Source organism: Enterobacter sp. JBIWA008 (assembly GCF_019968765.1).
Taxonomy (GTDB): Bacteria; Pseudomonadota; Gammaproteobacteria; order Enterobacterales; family Enterobacteriaceae; genus Enterobacter.
Map to the genome: position 1 here is coordinate 3,993,515 of NZ_CP074149.1, position 18,977 is coordinate 4,012,491.

Consider the following 18,977-nt stretch of genomic DNA (forward strand, 5'->3'; position numbering starts at 1 on the left):
CGTTTTTTAGTGTTTGCACCCTCTCCCTATGGGAGAGGGTTGGGGTGAGGGCATCAGCCCGCACAGTACAAACGATTACAGCAGTTCTTTCGCTTTCGCGACAACGTTCTCAACGGTGAAGCCAAACTCTTCGAAAAGCTGTTCTGCCGGAGCAGACTCGCCGAAGGTGGTCATACCGACGATAGCGCCGTTCAGGCCCACGTATTTAAACCAGTAGTCAGCGATACCCGCTTCCACTGCCACGCGCGCGGAAACCGCTTTAGGCAGGACGGATTCGCGGTAAGCAGCATCCTGTTTGTCGAACGCATCGGTAGACGGCATGGAGACCACGCGCGCTTTCACGCCTTCGGCAGTCAGTTTTTCCCACGCTGCAACAGCCAGCTCAACTTCAGAACCGGTGGCAATGAAGATCAGCTCAGGCTGGCCCGCGCAATCTTTCAGCACGTAACCACCGCGAGCGATGTTCGCCAGCTGCTCAGGCGTACGCTCCTGCTGTGCCAGGTTCTGACGGGAGAGGATCAGCGCGGTTGGACCGTCCTGACGCTCAACGCCGTATTTCCACGCCACTGCGGATTCAACCTGGTCACATGGACGCCATGTGCTCATGTTCGGGGTCACGCGCAGGGAAGCCACCTGCTCTACCGGCTGGTGAGTTGGACCATCTTCGCCCAGACCGATGGAGTCGTGGGTGTAGACCATCACCTGACGCTGTTTCATCAGCGCGGCCATACGCACGGCGTTACGTGCATATTCGACAAACATCAGGAAGGTAGAGGTGTACGGCAGGAAACCGCCGTGCAGGGAGATACCGTTGGCAATCGCGGTCATACCGAATTCACGTACACCGTAATGGATGTAGTTACCGGCAGTATCTTCGTTGATTGGCTTAGAACCAGACCACAGGGTCAGGTTAGATGGTGCCAGGTCAGCGGAGCCGCCCAGGAATTCTGGAAGCCACGGACCGAACGCTTCAATCGCATTCTGAGACGCTTTACGGCTCGCGATTTTAGACGGGTTCGCCTGCAGCTTAGCAATGAATTCGTTCGCTTTCGCGTCGAAGTCAGACGGCATATCACCTTTCATACGACGGGTGAATTCAGCTGCTTCCTGCGGGAACGCTTTCGCATAGGCAGCGAATTTCTCGTTCCAGGCAGCTTCTTTCGCCTGGCCCACTTCTTTTGCATCCCACTGAGCATAGATCTCAGATGGGATTTCGAATGCAGGGTATTTCCAGCCCAGCGCTTCACGGGTCAGTGCGATTTCCGCATCGCCCAATGGCGCACCGTGGGAGTCGTGAGTACCCGCTTTGTTCGGTGAACCGAAGCCAATGATGGTTTTGCACATCAGCAGGGACGGTTTATCCGTCACAGCGCGAGCTTCTTCCACTGCACGTTTAATCGAGTCAGCATCGTGGCCATCAACGCCACGCACAACGTGCCAGCCGTAGGCTTCGAAACGTGCTGCGGTGTCGTCGGTGAACCAGCCTTCAACGTGACCGTCGATGGAGATACCGTTGTCGTCATAGAACGCAACCAGTTTGCCCAGCTTCAGGGTACCTGCCAGGGAGCACACTTCGTGAGAAATGCCTTCCATCATGCAGCCGTCACCCATGAACGCGTAAGTGAAGTGGTCTACGATGTCGTGACCAGGACGGTTGAACTGCGCCGCCAGCGTCTTCTCAGCAATCGCCATACCCACTGCGTTAGCAATACCCTGCCCCAGTGGGCCGGTGGTGGTTTCTACGCCAGCGGTGTAACCCACTTCCGGGTGACCTGGAGTTTTAGAGTGCAGCTGACGGAAGTTTTTCAGCTCTTCGATAGGCAGATCGTAGCCGGTGAGGTGCAGCAGGCTATAGATCAGCATAGAGCCGTGGCCGTTGGACAGCACGAAGCGGTCGCGGTCAGCCCATGAAGGGTTCTGCGGGTTGTGGTTCAGGAAATCACGCCACAGGACTTCGGCGATATCAGCCATACCCATAGGAGCCCCTGGGTGGCCGGATTTGGCTTTCTGTACTGCGTCCATGCTCAGCGCACGAATAGCATTAGCAAGCTCTTTACGTGAGGACATTTTAACTCCAGATCGGACTGTTAAAGGCCATGCCCTTGACGACAGCGCGTTTTGGGCTACGCCGGAAAAAAGTGCCAACAATGTAACCCAAGCCGCAAGTCATGTACATGGAGCATTCTTTTGCTTGTTAAGAAATCTCTGGATCATGCTCGCATGTTGCGCAATCTACTCGCCCGGCCCTGTAGATATTCCTTATACTTAGTCCGACACCGGCTTCGCTGACGGTGCACTTTTTGGATTTTATTCAGATTAACGAGTACGGAAGCAATCTCATGAAAATGCGTGCAATAGTGCTGGCCCTGGGTACAACGCTCCTGCTGAGCGGCTGTCAGAATATGGATTCTAACGGTCTGATGACGTCAGGCGCAGAGGCCTTTCAGGCCTATTCCCTGAGCGATGCGCAGGTGAAAGCGCTAAGCGACCAGGCTTGTAAAGATATGGACGGAAAAGCCACGCTTGCGCCGGCTAACAGTACCTATACGCAGCGTCTGAATAAGATTGCTTCCGCGCTGGGCGACAACATCAACGGCCAGCCGGTGAACTACAAGGTGTACATGGCGAAAGACGTCAACGCCTTCGCGATGGCGAACGGCTGTATCCGCGTCTATAGCGGGCTGATGGACATGATGACCGACAACGAAGTGGAAGCGGTCATCGGCCATGAAATGGGCCACGTTGCCCTGGGCCACGTGAAGAAAGGGATGCAGGTTGCCCTGGGCACCAATGCCATCCGCGCAGCGGCGGCCTCAGCGGGCGGTATCGTTGGCAGCCTGTCGCAGTCACAGCTTGGGGACGTGGGTGAAAAGCTGGTTAACTCCCAGTTCTCACAGCGTCAGGAGTCCGAGGCGGATGACTACTCCTACGATCTGTTGCGCAAACGCGGCATTAATCCATCAGGTTTAGCCACCAGCTTTGAAAAACTGGCCAAGCTGGAAGCAGGACGCCAAAGCTCAATGTTTGACGATCATCCGGCCTCAGAAGAGCGCGCACAACATATTCGCGATCGTATGGCCGCAGACGGAATTAAATAATTTTGGAAGGAGGCAGATTTGCCTCCTTTTTATTTCGCATGAATTGTTAACTTAACAGCACGTATCGATAACTCCCCTGAAAGCCCCGCCAAACCTGCACTATCACATTGAAATGTCTGGTCACATAATTATTGCAAAGGTCACTTTTTCCGGTAATTATCATCCTGCAGTTATTCAAATTAATATATGCAGACAGAGACGTTCCCTCCGTGAAAAAAGAATTATCATTAATTGCTTTAAGTTTATTTGCCGCATTACCTGCCGCTGCAAGCCAGCAATCCAACAGCCAGGGTTTCATTGACGACAGCCATCTGGATCTGTTTTTCCGCAATGCGTATATCAGCCGCGACTACCATCAGGGCCAGCAGGATAAAGCCGAATGGGGCCAGGGGATCATCGCCACGTTTGCATCAGGCTATACCGAAGGGCTGGTGGGCTTTGGCGTGGACGGTATTGCTCAATATGGCGTGCGCCTGGACGGCGGCCGCGGCAAAAGCGGCGCAGGCGGCATCGACTTCTTTAAGCAGGAAGACGATGGTCGGGCAAAATCCGATCTGGCAAAGTTTGGCGCAACCGCCAAAATGCGCATATCAAACACCGTCCTGAGCTACGGAAATCAGCGTCCCGAGCTGCCTATCATCAATGCCGACAGCTCCCGTCTGCTCTTTGAAAGCTACACCGGTACCATGCTGACCTCGAAAGAGATCGACGGTCTGGAAATCAACGCCGGTTACTTCACCGACGAGCAGCGTAAAAGCGATGACCGCCACGACAGCGGACTGAAGAGCCTCTCCTTCGGCGGCGCAAGCTATCAGTTTAACGACCAGTTCAGCGGCGCGCTGTACGCCTCTCATAATGAAGAGGTGATGAACAAGCAGTACCTGGGCATGAACTTCAAACAGCCGTTCAGCACCGGGCAGCAGCTGGTGCTCGACTTCAACGGCTATAACTCCCGTCTGGACCAGGGTTACGCGGACAGCCTCGACACCGGCCGCAGCAACACCATCTGGAGCCTGGCGGCGAGCTACATCAGGGACATTCACACGTTCAAAGTGGCGTACCAGCAGAGCAGCGGCAGCACCGGCTACAATTACGGCGGCTATCGCGACAAGGGCGGCGTGGGTGACGGCGGCAACACCATCTGGCTGGCGAACTCCTACTGGTCTGATTTTAACGGTGAAGATGAACGTTCCTGGCAGGCATCCTACGGTCTGGACTTTGGCGGCCTTGGCTTGCCGGGCCTGAGCTGGACCACCGCCTACGTGCGTGGCGATAACATCAAAACCTCTGAAACCAGCAACGGCAAAGAGCACGAGTGGTTTAACCAGATCCAGTACCAGGTGCAGGATGGTCCGGCGAAGGATCTGAAACTGAAACTGCGCTACTCCGTGCTGCGCGTCTCCAGCAACGCCAGCGAGTACAACGTGGGCGGGGACGAGATCCGCGCTTACGTGGAATACCCGTTTAACGTGTTCTGATGAAAAAAGCCGGGTGGCGGCTTCGCCTAACCCGGCCTGGAGTTTTCTCCCTCTCCCACAGAGAGAGGGAGAAAAAGCTAGTAAAGCGTCTTCTGCGGCGGCCCGGCAAATTTCAGGGCGCCAATCTGCCCCATTCGCACTTCCACCACCGACGGCCCCGGCATCGCCAGCGCCTCCGTCATCACGGCATCAAAATCTTCTGCTCGCTCAACGCTCCACGCCTGCAGGCCAATCGCCTGTGCCAGCAGGGTGAAGTCCGGGGTGTGCAGCTCGTTGTAATACTGCCGCCCGCCGAAATATTTATCCTGAATGCCGCGCATCACCCCGTACCCGCCATCGTTCATGATAAGCAGCGTCACGTTGGCTTTTTCCTGCGCCAGCGTCGCCAGTTCGCCAAGGTTCAGGCTCAGGCCGCCGTCGCCCACCAGCCCCACGACCTTACGCTGCGGGTTAGCAATCGCGGTGCCGATAGCCATCGGCAGGCCCATGCCTATCGCCCCGGCCAGGGAGTGAATGTTCATCAGCGGGCCGTTGGCGCGGAACAGTCGGCTCCCCCACAGGCTGCCGGAAACGGTAATATCACGCACCAGCAGGCCGTCCTTCGGCAGCCCCTTCTCAATGGCGTCGTTGAGCTTCGCGTAGGCGCCGCACTGCTCGCGCAGCCCCTGCTCGGCTTGCTCAACCGCCTGCTGCACCTGCGCATCCCACTGCGCATTGCCCCATTCGCGGCCCTGGACCTTGCCGGCCAGCGCACCAAGCAACGCGGAACAGTCCGCGACCAGGGTGTTGTCCATCAGGTAGTTACGGCTGGCCGCCGCCGGGTCGATATCAATCTGCACGCGCGGGGACGGCAGCTCAAGCGTCCAGGAACGGGTCTCGTTGCTGCGCAGGCGTGAACCGGCGACCAGCGTAAAATCACACTGCGCGATAAGCCCCTCGACCGACGGCGAGTTGTGGAACGCCCGCAGGCTGGCGCGATGGCCGTCCGGCAGCACGCCGCGCGCATGAGTGCTTGAGATAACGGTGATGCCCGCATCCGCCAGTTTTTTCACGGCGTCAGCGCTGCCCAGCGCCCCGCCGCCCAGCCACAGCAGCGGCTGTTTTGCCTGCTTCAGCTGCGCCCACAGCGTATCGACAACGGCTGCATCAACGTTTCCCCCCGACGCAGGCTTGACCGGGGAGGTCACCAGCGACAGCGGGATTTTCGCGCCCTGAATATCAATCGGGATCTCCACGGAGACCGGCCCGCACGGCGGCGTCTGCGCCTCCTGAATCGCTTTATGCAGAATCGCTATCGCCTGGTTGGCGTTGCTGATGCGGTACGCCCGCTTTGAGCTGGCCTTCAGGAAGGTCAGCTGATCGCGGGTTTCGTGGATAAACCCGGTGTCGGCATCCAGCCAGGCCTTTTCCACCTGCCCGGTTAAGTGCAGCAGCGGCGTGCAGGCGTTCATCGCCTCCACCAGCGCGCCGACCGCGTTACCCGCCCCCGCGCCGGTGCTGGTCAGCGCCACGCCGAGACCGGAAAAGCGCCCGTGGGCGTCGGCCATGGTGACGGACCCCGCCTCGCCGCGCGCGGGCACGAAGCGGATGTTGCCGCGCTGCCCTACCGCATCGGCGATCGGCAGGTTGTGAATGGAGATGACGCCGTAGATGGCCTCAACCTGATACTGCTCCAGCGTTCTGGCGATGGCGTCGCCGACGGTTATCATTTCGCTCATTGCTCACCCTTTCTCAGTCGCACCAGTGGTTGACGCCGTTACCCGTCGCCAGATAAATGCTCTTCTGCTGCATCCAGGCTTTCAGCCCCTGAATACCCTTTTCGCGGCCCAGACCGCTCTCTTTAAAGCCCCCGAACGGGGTCGAAATGGCAAAGACCTTGTAGGTGTTGATCCACACCGTGCCCGCTTCGAGCTGCTCGCTCAGGCGCAGCGCGCGCCCGGTATCCCGCGTCCAGATCCCCGCCGCCAGGCCGTAAACCGAGTCGTTCGCCTCGCGGATAAGCGCGGCTTCATCGCGAAACGGCATCGCCACCAGCACCGGGCCGAAGATCTCCTCCCGGCACGCGCGGGCGCTGTTGCTCAGCCCCTCGATAATCGTGGGCAGGAAGAAGCTGCCGTTCGCCAGAGCAGGATCCGCCGGGATCTCCCCGCCGCACAGCACGCGGCCCCCCTCGCGCTTCGCCAGCTCGACGTACTCGATCACGCTCTGGCGATGTCCGTCGTTGATCAGCGGCCCTACGTGGGTTCCGTCAGCGAACGGATGCCCGACGCGCAGGCCGCGAGTTAACTCCAGCAGCCGCGCCATCAGCGGGGCATATAGACTTTCGTGGATAAACAGGCGAGAACCGGCGATGCACGCCTGCCCCGCCGAGCTGAAAATGCCGTAGCAGATCCCGCGCGCGGCCCGCTCGAGGTCGGCGTCTTCCAGCACGATGGTCGGGGATTTCCCGCCCAGCTCCAGCGAGGCCGGGATCAGCTTTTCCGCCGCCACGTGCGCCAGATGGCGGCCCGTGGTGGTGCCGCCGGTAAAGGAAATTTTCCGCACGCGAGGGTGGCGCGCCAGCGCATCGCCAATCACCGAACCTTTGCCCGGCAGCACGCTCAGAAGCCCGGCGGGCAGCCCGGCCTGCTCAAAGATACGCGCCAGCTCCAGCGCCATCAGAGGCGTGGCTTCGGCGGGCTTGAGGATCACCGCATTACCCGCCGCAATGGCCGGCGCGACCTTCTGCATTTCGCTGGCAATCGGCGAGTTCCACGGCGTAATGGCCGCCACCACGCCGAGCGGCTCATAGCGGCTCAGCGTCAGTAAATCAGGCTGACGCGGGGTTGGAAGCTCCCCTTCCAGCAGCTCGCAGGCGGCGGCGAAATAGCGTGCCGTTCCCGCCGCGCTCATCACCAGCCCGCGCGCTTCCGCCAGCGGCTTCCCGTTATCGCGGCTCTGCATCTGCGCCAGCTCGTCCACGCGGGACTCAATCAGATCGGCCACCTTGTGCAGGATCTTCGCGCGGACGTGCGGCAGGCTGTTGCGCCAGGCTGGCTCCCGCCAGGCGCGCTCTCCGGCGTCAATCGCCTCCTGCAGGTCGTCCATACTTGCCGCGTTCAGCGCAGCGTTGATCGACCCGTCAGCCGGGAAGTGGCTCTGCATCGGGTTGCCGCCGCCGCGTCGCCAGTGACCGCCAATAAAAATCTTCAGATCGTCCATCGTCACTCCTCAGCTCAGGGCCAGCTCGCGGCAGGCGCGGACCGCGCTCAGTGCCGCCAGGGTGGAGGTTTTCGGGTTGCCGGCCAGCGGCAGCCCGCTCAGCTCCAGGTGGAACTCGCCAAACATCCCTTCAACGTGCAGCGTGTGGGTGTTGCGTTTTGTGGCCGGGTCGACCATCAGCTGCACGCGCGTGTCGTCCATCCCCACGCCGCCGAGCGCCACGGTCGCCGCCACGTTGGCGTTGGCCGGGAACAGGCGCGCCGCCTGGCGGGCGCTGCCCTCAAAGAAAACCTTCGCCTCTGATACCGAACTGAGATCGATGAGCTGTTCGGCGTAGCTGCCGCGCCAGCTGGCCGGACTTTTACGTGACCGGTAGGTCACGCGCTCAAGTCCGCCCTCTTTCGCCGCCGCCAGCCCGTCAATGCCGGCAACCGCACCCGAAAGCAGCGTCAGCCTGCCGCCCGCCGCGAGCAAACGCTGCTCCAGCGCGCTGTCCGCCAGCGCGCCGGTGGAGATAACCGCCAGATGCCAGCCCCGACGCAGAATGCCTTCGCCGTACTGCGCCACCGCCTGCTGGCTGGCGCACTCCAGCACCAGGTCCGGCGTTTGCGCGCAATCCATCGGAGAGGCCAGCGCCACCACCGCATCGCCAAACTGCGCCTGAATCGCCGCGTGGTGGGCTTCACGCGCCACAATCCAGCCGATAGCCACGCCGGCAGGCAGACGCTCAATCACCGCCTGCGCCATGGCGCCAAAACCAATCAACATAACCTTTTTCATGATGTGTCCTTACAGATGGCGGCAGAAGCCGCCGGAAACGTCCAGCGCCGCGCCGGTGGTAAACGAGGCCAGCGGCGAGGCGAGGAACAGCAGCGCCTGCGCAGGCTCCTGCGGCTTGCCGAGGCGCGCCATCGGAATGCCTCTTTTGCGCGCGATTTCCGCCGTCCACTCCGGCCAGCTCTGGCTTTTGTCCGTCCTGTTCTCAAAGCGGCGCTGCCACTGCCCGGATTCCACCATGCCAAGCAATATGGAATTGACGCGGATGCCTTTGCCCACCAGCTCTTTCGAGAGCGTGAGCGTCATGTTCAGCAGCGCGGCACGGGCGGCAGAGGTGGCAATCATGTGCTCCTCGGGCTGCAGCGCCAGCAGGGAGTTCACGCAGGTGATAGAGGCGATATCCGACTGCTCCAGCAGCGGCTGAAAAGCCTGTACCGGGTTGATCACCCCAAACAGCTTGAGCTCGGCTTCGTGCAGCCACGCCTCGCGCGGAGTATCCTGGAAGTGCGCCACGTAGCCCTGTCCGGCGTTGTTGATAAGCATGTCCGCCGCGCCGAAGCGCGCCTGAACGGCGTCCGCGAAGGCCCGCATGTCGTCAGCGTTCAGCACGTCGCAGCGGTAAGAGAAAATATCCCCGTCGGGGTATTCGTTGTGCAGCGCCGCATGGGCACTGGCGAGACGGTCCGGGTCGCGGCCGCAGAAGGCCACTTTTGCCCCCTCGCCCAGCAGCAGGCGCAGCGTTTCAAAACCAATACCAGAAGAACCGCCGGTAACGACCGCTACGCGCCCGTCAATTTGTGCATTCATCGCGCACCTCTTCGTTAATGCGTAAAAGCTGTTGGTTAAAAAACGCGTCGTTATCGAGATAGCTGGCGTGCCCGGCCTGGGGAATAACGATAAACGGCATGCCGTAGCGCAGCGCCAGCCCCTGAACCAGCTCGGGCTGCGTGATCGCATCCTGCTCGCCGCACCAGACTTCAAAGCTGCCCGGGTAGCGCTTAAGCCAGCCGTGAATGTCGTCATGTGCCAGCATCCACGCGGCAGCGAGGTAGCCTTCAGGACGCAGCCCGCGCATGCCCGCCGCAACGGTGGCTATATCGTCCATCCGCGCGCCGGTGCGCAGCAGTTTCGCGGCGCGGGTCTGCGCGAGAATATCGCCGCCGAGCGCTATCTGCTGCTCGCGGCTGCGCCAGACCTGCTCGCGCTGCTCCGGCGCAGCCTGGCCGTAGCCCTGGGCGGCGTCTGCCAGCACCAGATGCAGCACACGCTCCGGAAATTTCGCCGCAAAGGAGCTGGCAACCAGCGCCCCGAGCGAATGGCCGACCAGTACCGCCTGCCAGACGCCCACTCGGTCGAGCATCGCCGCCAGCGCGTCGGCGTAATCCCCGGCGTTCGCGCGCTCCGCTGCCAGCATCGGGCTTTCGCCATAACCGGGCATGTCCCACGCCAGCACGCGAAAACCTGCCAGCGCCATCTGCTTATGCCAGGAGGCTGCGCCGGAACTGATGCCGTGCAGCAGCATCAGCGGAATGCCGCTTCCCTGTTCACGAAAACCCGTCATCATGCCCCCTTAGCTCCGCTTCACTTTCGAAAGCGGATGATCGGATGGATAGGTCGGGATTTCTGGCTTGTTAGTCCCCAGCATGACGCACATCAGCGCCTCTTCTTCCCCGTGGTTGAACAGCCCACGATAGATGCCCGGCGGGACGGAGATCAGGTCACGCTCGCGCAGGATGGTTTCGGTGTAGTTATCACCGTCCTGAATCATCAGCGTGATCTGCCCTTTAAGCATGAAGAACACCTCTTCCACGTCGTCATGCAGGTGCAGCGGCCCTTCACACTTCGACGGCAGCACCATGGTGGAGAAGGTGAAATGGTCCGCCTGCACGGTGTTGGTGTCGTTCGCCACGCCCGTTGCGCCGGTGCCGATATAGCGCATCTGCGCCCGGCGGTATTTCGGGTCAAAATCGGCCTGGAACTTCAGCGCGTTCCAGTCGTATTTACGGCCTTCGAAGCGCGCGATGCGCGACTCGACCCACTCTTCCATCGTCAGGTGGTCAGGCTTGATGCCTGATGTGTTGGTTACGGTTGAATCAGTCATGACACTCTCCTCAGTAACGTCTCAGCAGCGGCAGTAACAGGACGCAGCCCACCGCCGCCATCACCGCCAGAAAAATCAGCCCGGAATCCATGCTGTGGGTGAAGGCGATAAGCGCGCCCATCACCGCCGGCGACAGCGCGCCCGCAAAGTTTCCCAGCCCGTTGAAAATGCCGCCCGCCGTGGCGCTTACCCGCGGATGGGTGGCCTTTGCCAGCAGGGCGAAAATGTTGGGTGCGCCGGTGCCCCACATAAAGGTGCTGAAGCTCATCGCCACGATGACGGCCAGCGGGGTATCGAGGTGCATCACCGCCGCCAGCCCGACGGCCGCCCCCGCCATGGAGATAAAGCAGGCCGCCGCGCGCTTATCAACTCGGTCAGAGAGCCACGCGCCAATCACTTCCCCCGCCAGCATGGCGATGAACGGCATCGACGACAGCCAGCCCGCGTGCTCCAGATGAATGCCTTTGCCCTTGATGAGGTAGCCCGGCAGCCAGCCGTTGATGCCCCACAGGTAGGTCAGGAAAGCGATGTTAAAGATGCAGATAATCCAGAAGTGCGGGCTGACGAACAGCTCGCGCCGCGCCGCTCGCCGCTCATCCTGGGACGCCTGCGAGGTGCCGGGTTTTGCCTCCAGCCGGATCCCGCGCAGGCCGACGCGCACGAAGATAAGCACCGGTACGGTCAGCATTGCCATCACAAAGAAGGTGCTCTGCCAGCCGAAGGTGTTCAGCAGCCAGAGGGAAAGCGGGAAGCCAATCGCCGCGCCGACCGGAGTGCCCAGCAGCCACAGCATGGTGGCCCGCGCCTGCAGATGCTGCGGGAAGTTGTGGCGTACGATGGCGAAGGCCAGCGGGAACAGCGGCCCTTCCGCCACGCCCAGCAGAATACGCAGAACGATCATCAGCGTGTAGTTATGGGTAAAGCCCATCGCCACCATCAGCGCGCACCACACCACCATCATTCCGGTGAGCAGGCGCAGCGGCGCGATTTTGTCCCCCAGGCCACTGAGGAAGACCGACGAAAAGCCGTAGCTCAGCAGGAAGGCGCTCATCAGGATGCCGAGGCGCGTGGTATCAAAATCGATACCCATCGCCTGCTGGAAATGGCCGTCGGAAAACAGCGCCGCAATGCTGATTTTGTCGAAAAATGCCAGCAGCACGCAGGCCAGCAGCGACAGCGGGATGGCCCAGCGCACCGCTTTTTCGGGCGTACGGGTTCCCTCACCGCTCGCCCCAGCGGGCGCGGTGTTGCTCTCTAATGTGGTCATCTCTCCCCCTACGGGTGCGGGTTAGCTATCGCAGTGACATCAGTGAAAAAGCCGGGTCGCCTAGCGGTACATCCGATAAATCCCGCCCCGCTGCCATCCAGCGCTTCGCCAGCTTGACGGTGCGCGCGTCGTTGAACGCCACCAGCTGCGTCAGCCGCCCGCTATCGTCCAGCGAGAAGAACAGCGAATCTTCCCGCACTACCGTTCTGCTGCCCGGCTGCGGAATGCCGAGGATCTGGATGTTGTGCTGATATTGATCCGACCATAGCCACGGCGCGTCGTCATAGCCCGGTGCATCGGGGTTGAGCATCGCTTTCGCCGTCGCCACCGCCTGGTTCTGGGCGAAGGCCCAGGACTGGATGCACAGGCCGTAGTGATGATGCTGCGCCACATCGCCGGCGGCAAAGATGAACGGATCCGACGTTCTCCCCTGGGCATCCACGACGATACCGCGTTCAGTCTTCAGCCCCGCGACACGGGCCAGCTCCAGATTGAGATCGACGCCGATCCCCACCACCACCGCATCAAAGGTTTCACGCTGGCCGCCGCAGTGGATAACCGGAAGGCCGTTATCGTCCTCCAGCTCCAGCGTGCCGCAGCCGGTACGGATCTCCACGCCCTGCTCGCGATGTATAGCCTCTAAGCGCTGCGACACCTCGCCGCTCACCGAGCGCATGCACAGCGCGGGCTGCTGCTCGAACAGCGTGACCGCTACGCCGCATTTGCGCGCGGACGCGGCAATCTCAAGGCCAATCCAGCCGCCGCCGACAATCGCCAGTTTGTGACTTTTCGCCAGTCGACCTTTCAGGCGCTGCGCGTCCTGCCAGTGGCGCAGGGTGTAGACCTCAGGATGCCTTGACCACGCCTCGCCCGGCAGGCGCGCCCGCCCTCCGGTGGCAATTAAAAGAATGTTGTAACCAAGACATTCACCGCTGTTCAGACGCACGGTTTTCGCCTCGGGGTCAATCTGCTCTGCGCGCAGAGGGCGGTGCCAGCTCAGGTTCAGCGCCTGCTGCGCCTCGTCGGTAAACAGCCTTGGGAGCGCCGCGTCCGGCTCCAGCAAAGACGCTTTTGACAGCGGCGGGCGCTCGTAGAAATCCCATTCCTCTTCCGCGACCACGCAAATCTCGCCGTCGAAGCCCTCGTCTCGCAGGGTTTTAGCGGCCCAGCCGCCCGCCTGGCCGCCGCCGATAATGACAATGCGCGACGTCATACCGCCTCCGGCTTTTTCTGCTGGCGGCGCGTATCGTGGTCGATGCCGCCTTCCACAGCCCATTCGGTGAAGGAAACCAGCGAGTGCTCCAGCTCGCGCGGCTGCCAGTTCTCGGTCAGGTAGTCGTCGTTGGTGTAATACTCAAACGCGCCGCCGGTCGGGCTGTTGACGTACCAGAAGTACGCCGACGACACAGGATGGCGACCCGGGCCGATGAAGGTGCTCCATTCATTTTTATTCATCGCGATTCCGCCGCCGATTACCTCGTGGATGTCGCGCACGGTAAAGGCCACGTGGTTCAAACCCCGCTTGCGGTTCGGCAGCTGCAGCAGGAACAGGTTGTGATGTCCGCCGCGGGTGCCGCAGCGCAGGAACACGGCGCGGTTGATGTAGCGGTCCGAGACCTGGAAGCCGAGCACCTCGCGGTAGAATTTTTCCACCGCCGCCAGCTCCTCCACGAAGAACACCACGTGCCCCACGTTGATGGGCTGGGCGCGATCGTAAACCGGGCTGGGCGTGTCAATACGGCGAACGTCGCCCCACTGGTTGATCGGTTCAACGTTCAGCTCCACGTCGGTCTGCAGGCTGACCTGCACGCGCAGCGTCATGCCGTTGGGGTCGAGGCACTCCAGCGCGTCACCCACTTCACGAAAGCCGGGCTGCTGCGCCAGCTTAGGGCGCAGCGCGTCCAGGTCTCTCCGGGTAGCAACCGCCCAGGTCATGCGTCGCAGGGTGTTGCCCGCTTCAAACGCCGGCGGCAGGTCGGGGCTGTCGATCGGGTTAAGCTCCACGCGCGCGCCGCTCAGGGTGGTAAAACGCTGGCCGCTGGCATCGCCCGTCAGGCCAAAATCACGCATAAATTTGGCGCAGTGCGTCAGGTCTTCCACGCCAAATTCCAGCTTTTCAATTCCGGTTACACTCATCGTTCGTTGCCTCATCTGGCCCAAATTGGGCGTAAAACATGCCCGACGCGGTCAAGCGCCTGACGTTAACTCACTGATTTAACTGGCCTGCGACAGGTACCCTAAGAAGCCAGAAATTTTATCCGCCGCGAGGCACACCTCGTTTTGCAGACGCTCGCGGTCGGCCTGCGGGATCTCCTCCGACGGCACCAGAATGCTGACCACCGCCGCCACGCGTCCGCTTCGGTCATACACCGGGTAGACGATGGAGGAGATGCCGTGGCGGAAGAAGGATTCGCCAATCACGTACCCGCGGGCTTTGTCCTGCTGCACCATCTGCCACAGGGCTTCACGGTCGTGAAGCTGCCCCGGCGTGTTGCCCGGCAGGCGCTCGTGCGGGAACAGCTGTTCAAAATCGGCGCGGGAAATATCGCTCAGCAGCATGCGGCCAAGCGAGGTGCAGTGCACCGGCAGGCGGGTGCCGATGCTGACCTGATTGATGCGCGACCCGGCGGCGCTGACGCGGGCGATGTAGATAATGTCGCGCCCGTCGCGGATCGCCAGGTGGCTGCTGCACTGGCTCACGTCGCGCAGCTGCTCAATCACCGGCTGGCCTACCTGCGCCACGTCCAGCGAGGCGATGTACTCAAAGCCGAGGCGCAGAACGTTCATGCCCAGCGAGAAGGTATTGGTGCGCGCGTTGCGCTCCAGAAAGCCCATAAACTCCAGCGTCTGCACCACGCGGTAGGCGGTGGCCTTCGGCATATCCACCAGCCGGTGCAGCTCGGCAAAGGTCAGTTCGCGATGCTGCTCGCCGAAGGCCAACAGCAGCTGCAGGCCGCGCTCCAGCCCCGGCACCAGATACTTCACTTCCCGATCGTTTGCCATCATCGCCATACCTCAGTTAAAAACAAAACCGCCGTTGACCGGGATCAGCTGTCCGGTGATGAACCGCGACAGATCGCTGAGCAGCCAGACCACGCTGCCGGTGACATCTTCCGGCTGCTGCGCGCCCGTTAATGCGCGACCGTTTTCGTAAAGCTGATGCCGCTCGGCCGGAACATATTCGGTTGCCTCGACGCGGGTTAATCCCGGGGCGATGGCGTTGATTCGAATGCGTTTTTCACCCAGCTCGCGCGCCATCGAGCGGGTCATGGCAATCACGGCGCCCTTGCTGGCGACGTAGGCCATCAGGCGCGGCGCGCCCCACAGCGCGGTGTCGGACGCCACGTTTACAATCCCGGCCCCTTCGCGCAGCAGCGGCACGGCGGCGCGCGTCACCAGCCAGGTGCCTTTGACGTTCACGCGCATTACCCGATCCCAGAGATCCGGATCGTAATCGAGCATATTTTTGCCGCCCACGCCGGTCGCCATCGCCGCGTTGTTCACCAGCCCATCAATCTGCCCCTGCTCGCCAATCGCGTTGAACACCTGCTCAATAGAGGCCGGATCGGCGAGATCGATAACGTGCGATTCGATCGTAAAACCCTGTGCCCGCAGAGCGTGTGCGCTTTCGGCCAGCTCGCCTTCAAGAATGTCGCACATCACCACCGCGGCGCCCTGCTCCGCGCAGGCCTGGGAAAAGTGGTAGCCCAGCCCGCGCGCGGCGCCGGTCACCACGATGCGCTTGCCGCTCAACAGCCCGTTCATCAGGCGGCTCCCTGCTGTTCTTCGCGTATCGCCAGCTGCTCTTTCGCCGCCTTTTGCATCATGCGGCGCAGTCGGGAGAGGCCGACGTCGTGCTGGTACAGGTATTCATGGTCGCGCGCGTTTGGCGCAAGGCTTTCCAGCACCACGCGGTCCTGCTCCAGCACTTCCCAGTGCAATTTTTCAAGGCGGTTGCGGTACATGAAGCGCCACATATCGCGCTGCCAGCCCTGCACGCGGCGGATGCGCCAGAAGAAGACGCGGCAGTTGTCGTTATCTTCCGGGACCACCATGCCGACGATAAAGAAGTGGCCGCCCGGCCCGAAGCGTTTCTTATAGGGAATAGAGAGGCGCATCCAGCAGGTGCCGCTATTGCCCAGCTCGACCCAGTCGAAGTTGACGCCGCTCTGCCCTTTTTTCTCGAAAATAAAGCCGGTTTTGGTCGGCTGAAGCACCATGTCGGCCTTGCGATCCCCTTCCGCCATCGAATGCGACGACGAATGCAGATAGGTGCCGTGCATCGGGTCCATCACGTTTTCCAGCGCGTACTGGTAATTGCATTTCCACGCGGCGGTGCAGAGGAAGTTGCTGAAATTCTCCGTGTCGGCGAGCTCATCCGGGAAAGTCAGCTCGTCCGGCTGCTGGTCAGCGGTAACGCCGAACCACAGGAAGATCGCGCCGTGCACTTCCTGCACGCTATAGCTGCGCACGCACTGCTGGCCGACCAGCGGACATTTGTCCACGGCGGGCACATCTTTCACCTCGCCGTTGCCCGCCACTTCCACGCCGTGATACCAGCAGGCGATGCGGTCGCCGAGGTTCCAGCCCATCGACAGACGCGCGCCGCGGTGCGGGCAGCGGTCTTCCAGCGCCTGCACCTGGCCGTCTTTATTGCGCCAGACCACAATCTGCTCGCCCAGGCGGGTAATGCCCACAGGAGCAGACTGCACTTCCCAGCTTGCCAGCACCGGATACCATAGGCCACGCAGACCTTTATCGAGATAGTTTTGTACGGTCGTCGTCATCGCGTTGCCCTCAGTAGCCATTAACCTGTAAGAATGCCTGGAAGCTGGCGTCGCTCCAGGGTTCGCCCTGCTGATCGTGCATGCGCACCGCGTTCAGGCCGTTTACCAGCTCTGGCAGGGTTTCAACACCCTGCTCGAAGAGATCTTCCAGCGTGGCGATAAGGTTCACCTCCCAGCTCTCCGGCACGCGGCTGCGGGTTTGCCAGATCAGGTTTTGGTACTCACCCGGCTTATGGATCGCGCCGTTGCCGCCCTCCGCCGGCGGAGTAAACTGACGGCTTTCCGGCAGCGCCGGGTTGTAGTTCAGGGTATCGCTCATGCCACGGTCTCCTCGACGAAGGTAATCTGGATTTGGTTTTCAAAGACCCGAACCGGGTAGCGGTTGAGGTTGCGACCTCCGGGTCCGTGCAGGCACTGGCCGGTTTTGACGTCGAACACCGCCTCATGCAGGGGGCATTCAACTTTGCCGTCCTCCACAAAGCCCTGGCTCAGCAGGGCATAAGCGTGCGGACATACGTCTTCCAGCGCGTAATATTCACCGTCAATCAAATAAACGCCGATCTCTTTACCGTCTACGCTGCCGCTAAAAGGGAAATCTTCCTGTACTTGTTCTGCGTCACATACGCCTATCCAGCTCATCACGATCCTCCAGGCTTTTGTTTCATACATGAAACTCTGTTTCTTATTTAATACGGTCAATATAAAAGCGATGAATGTTTCGTCAAGCATCAATGTGACGAATTTGTTAATTAGATAGTAATAAATTAACTAAGTGTGCAAAGGATCACGAAAAAATGCAGCGATATGAAATTTTCATTATTACGGCGTGAATGAATACGAATTATTAATGGATCTAAATTTAAAGTAAGAGATATTGACTTCTTTTGTTTTTATTCCTTAAAAATAAAAGAGGTGCAGAGTGTCGAGTTTCACCCGTGAAACTAAATTTTATTTTATCTTTTATAAACAATGAGTTTCACATGTGAACCATTTTAGTTCCGTGACAATCACTCTTATAAAAATATAAGTAAACGCGCGCACAAGGCAGGATTTATGACGGCAAGATGGCAAGGCACAATTGCACTGTTATTACTCATTATTATTTCCTACGTCGACCGGGTAAATATCTCGGTAATGATTTTAAACCCGGAGTTTGCCGAACATTTTCAGCTAAATGAAAACAGAATGTTACAGGGAATGCTCATGACCTGCTTTCTGCTGGGTTATGGTTTTTCGGCTTTACTATTAACACCAGTTATTGAAAGCAAGCTCCATTATCGGCAGGGATTATTAAGCAGCATTGCGATTTGGGCCGCGGTCTGCGCGATTTCTCCACTGCTGGGATCGCTGATGGGCATGCTCATCGCCCGCGTGATTTTGGGTATTGCCGAAGGACCGCTCTTTTCGCTGAAGACGCGTTTTATAAGCGACAACTTTAGCGCACAAGAGATCGGCAAACCCAACGCCGTGACCGCGCTGGGCGTCTCCCTCGGGCTGGCCGTGGGCTTTCCGCTGGTCACCTGGCTGATGGCCCATCTGGGCTGGGCCGGGTCGTTCTATGCGCTGGCGGCGATCAATCTGCTGCTGGGCGGTGGGTTAATCTGGCATTTTCTTCCTGCTCCTCGTAGCCGCTTAACGGCGAAAAAACCGGGGCTTGCCCGCACCCTGAAGCTCGCCTGGCAAACGCCGCTGCTGGGCTGGATCCTGCTGGTTGAAATCGCCACGCTGAGCTATCTGTGGGGCAGCAGCGCGTGGCTGCCCGCATGGCTGCGCGACGAGCATCACTTCTCGCTGCACGCCACGGGCATGCTTGCGGCTATTCCCTTTCTCCTGAGTCTGGGATCCAAGTTCCTGGGCGGCGTGCTGCTCGACAAAATGCGCCCGGAACAGGCGCCGGTGCTGTTTGTGGTGGGCGGGGCGCTGACGGCGCTGTCCGTGGTCGCGCTGATGCTTAGCCATCAGCCCGCATGGCTGGCGCTGTTTATGCTATCCGCCAACGCTTTCTGGGGACTACAGGGCGCCGCGATACCCGCTGTGATCCAACACCACGCCGCGCGGAAAGCGGTAGGTAGCGCATACGGCATAATTAATGGGATTGGGAATATTTGCGCGGCGTTTATTCCGCTGCTGATGGGGATAGTGATGAAATCGGCGGGGTCGGTCAGTTCAGGTTTTTCAGTGCTGGTCGTGTCGCAGGCTATCACCCTGCTGGCGGGCGGAATGTTGCTGCTGCGCATGCGTCGCGCAGCAGCAATCAGCGCGTAAGGC

18 protein-coding genes are annotated in these 18,977 nt (G+C 60.3%); 3 read left to right on the forward strand and 15 right to left on the reverse strand.

The genetic code is table 11. The annotated features are described in order from the left end of the window. Window positions 1-75 precede the first annotated feature (75 nt). A complete protein-coding gene (gene tkt / locus KGP24_RS19225) occupies window positions 76-2,067 on the reverse strand; it encodes a transketolase (RefSeq protein ID WP_223561494.1) in 1,992 nt (663 codons plus the stop codon). 272 nt (window positions 2,068-2,339) lie between these two features. On the opposite strand from tkt, the gene KGP24_RS19230 reads away from it, so the two are divergent. Further along, the gene (locus KGP24_RS19230) at window positions 2,340-3,098 is read left to right on the forward strand and encodes a M48 family metallopeptidase (RefSeq protein WP_021242066.1); all 759 of its coding nucleotides are present in this window, start codon (window positions 2,340-2,342) and stop codon (window positions 3,096-3,098) included. A 209-nt stretch (window positions 3,099-3,307) separates the two neighbouring features. Further along, on the forward strand, window positions 3,308-4,576 hold the full coding sequence (locus KGP24_RS19235; protein ID WP_223561495.1) for an OprD family outer membrane porin: 1,269 nt from the start codon (window positions 3,308-3,310) through the stop codon (window positions 4,574-4,576). Window positions 4,577-4,653: 77 nt separating this feature from the next. Here the strand turns inward: KGP24_RS19235 and KGP24_RS19240 are convergent, their stop codons facing one another. From KGP24_RS19240 to KGP24_RS19305, 14 genes are all read right to left on the reverse strand, one after another. Next, the gene (locus KGP24_RS19240; RefSeq protein ID WP_223561496.1) at window positions 4,654-6,294 is read right to left on the reverse strand and encodes a thiamine pyrophosphate-binding protein; all 1,641 of its coding nucleotides are present in this window, start codon (window positions 6,292-6,294) and stop codon (window positions 4,654-4,656) included. Window positions 6,295-6,307: 13 nt separating this feature from the next. Beyond that, a complete protein-coding gene (locus KGP24_RS19245; RefSeq protein WP_223561497.1) occupies window positions 6,308-7,777 on the reverse strand; it encodes an aldehyde dehydrogenase in 1,470 nt (489 codons plus the stop codon). Window positions 7,778-7,786: 9 nt separating this feature from the next. Beyond that, the gene (locus KGP24_RS19250) at window positions 7,787-8,557 is read right to left on the reverse strand and encodes an aspartate dehydrogenase (RefSeq protein WP_223561498.1); all 771 of its coding nucleotides are present in this window, start codon (window positions 8,555-8,557) and stop codon (window positions 7,787-7,789) included. 9 nt (window positions 8,558-8,566) lie between these two features. Further along, window positions 8,567-9,361 (reverse strand): SDR family oxidoreductase, encoded by a 795-nt coding sequence (locus KGP24_RS19255; RefSeq protein ID WP_223561499.1) that lies wholly within the window; start codon window positions 9,359-9,361, stop codon window positions 8,567-8,569. Further along, on the reverse strand, window positions 9,345-10,115 hold the full coding sequence (locus KGP24_RS19260) for an alpha/beta hydrolase (protein WP_223563529.1): 771 nt from the start codon (window positions 10,113-10,115) through the stop codon (window positions 9,345-9,347). Before KGP24_RS19260 ends, KGP24_RS19255 begins: the two co-directional genes overlap by 17 nt. A gap of 9 nt (window positions 10,116-10,124) precedes the next feature. Further along, window positions 10,125-10,655 carry a cupin domain-containing protein gene (locus KGP24_RS19265; protein ID WP_223561500.1) on the reverse strand — a complete coding sequence of 177 codons (531 nt, stop codon included), beginning with the start codon at window positions 10,653-10,655 and terminating at the stop codon, window positions 10,125-10,127. Window positions 10,656-10,665: 10 nt separating this feature from the next. After that, window positions 10,666-11,922: an MFS transporter gene (locus KGP24_RS19270; protein ID WP_223561501.1), complete on the reverse strand. Its 1,257-nt coding sequence runs from the start codon at window positions 11,920-11,922 to the stop codon at window positions 10,666-10,668. Between the two features lie 25 nt (window positions 11,923-11,947). After that, complete coding sequence (locus KGP24_RS19275) at window positions 11,948-13,135, reverse strand: FAD-dependent oxidoreductase (protein WP_223561502.1); 1,188 nt, start codon at window positions 13,133-13,135, stop codon at window positions 11,948-11,950. Further along, entirely contained in the window at window positions 13,132-14,058 is a 927-nt protein-coding gene (locus tag KGP24_RS19280) for a VOC family protein (protein ID WP_223561503.1), read from the reverse strand. The genes KGP24_RS19275 and KGP24_RS19280 overlap by 4 nt, the downstream gene beginning before the upstream one ends. A gap of 78 nt (window positions 14,059-14,136) precedes the next feature. Further along, window positions 14,137-14,925, reverse strand: coding sequence for an IclR family transcriptional regulator (locus KGP24_RS19285; protein WP_223563530.1), 789 nt, complete (start codon window positions 14,923-14,925; stop codon window positions 14,137-14,139). Between the two features lie 12 nt (window positions 14,926-14,937). Next, the gene (locus KGP24_RS19290; protein WP_223561504.1) at window positions 14,938-15,687 is read right to left on the reverse strand and encodes an SDR family oxidoreductase; all 750 of its coding nucleotides are present in this window, start codon (window positions 15,685-15,687) and stop codon (window positions 14,938-14,940) included. Next, window positions 15,687-16,709 carry an aromatic ring-hydroxylating dioxygenase subunit alpha gene (locus KGP24_RS19295; protein WP_223561505.1) on the reverse strand — a complete coding sequence of 341 codons (1,023 nt, stop codon included), beginning with the start codon at window positions 16,707-16,709 and terminating at the stop codon, window positions 15,687-15,689. Before KGP24_RS19295 ends, KGP24_RS19290 begins: the two co-directional genes overlap by 1 nt. A 10-nt stretch (window positions 16,710-16,719) precedes the next feature. Continuing rightward, window positions 16,720-17,028 (reverse strand): recombinase-like helix-turn-helix domain-containing protein, encoded by a 309-nt coding sequence (locus KGP24_RS19300; RefSeq protein WP_032640647.1) that lies wholly within the window; start codon window positions 17,026-17,028, stop codon window positions 16,720-16,722. Next, on the reverse strand, window positions 17,025-17,348 hold the full coding sequence (locus KGP24_RS19305; RefSeq protein WP_023333340.1) for a non-heme iron oxygenase ferredoxin subunit: 324 nt from the start codon (window positions 17,346-17,348) through the stop codon (window positions 17,025-17,027). Before KGP24_RS19305 ends, KGP24_RS19300 begins: the two co-directional genes overlap by 4 nt. A gap of 414 nt (window positions 17,349-17,762) precedes the next feature. Between KGP24_RS19305 and KGP24_RS19310 the strand changes: the two genes are divergently transcribed. Continuing rightward, on the forward strand, window positions 17,763-18,974 hold the full coding sequence (locus tag KGP24_RS19310; protein WP_223561506.1) for an MFS transporter: 1,212 nt from the start codon (window positions 17,763-17,765) through the stop codon (window positions 18,972-18,974). Window positions 18,975-18,977 lie beyond the last annotated feature (3 nt).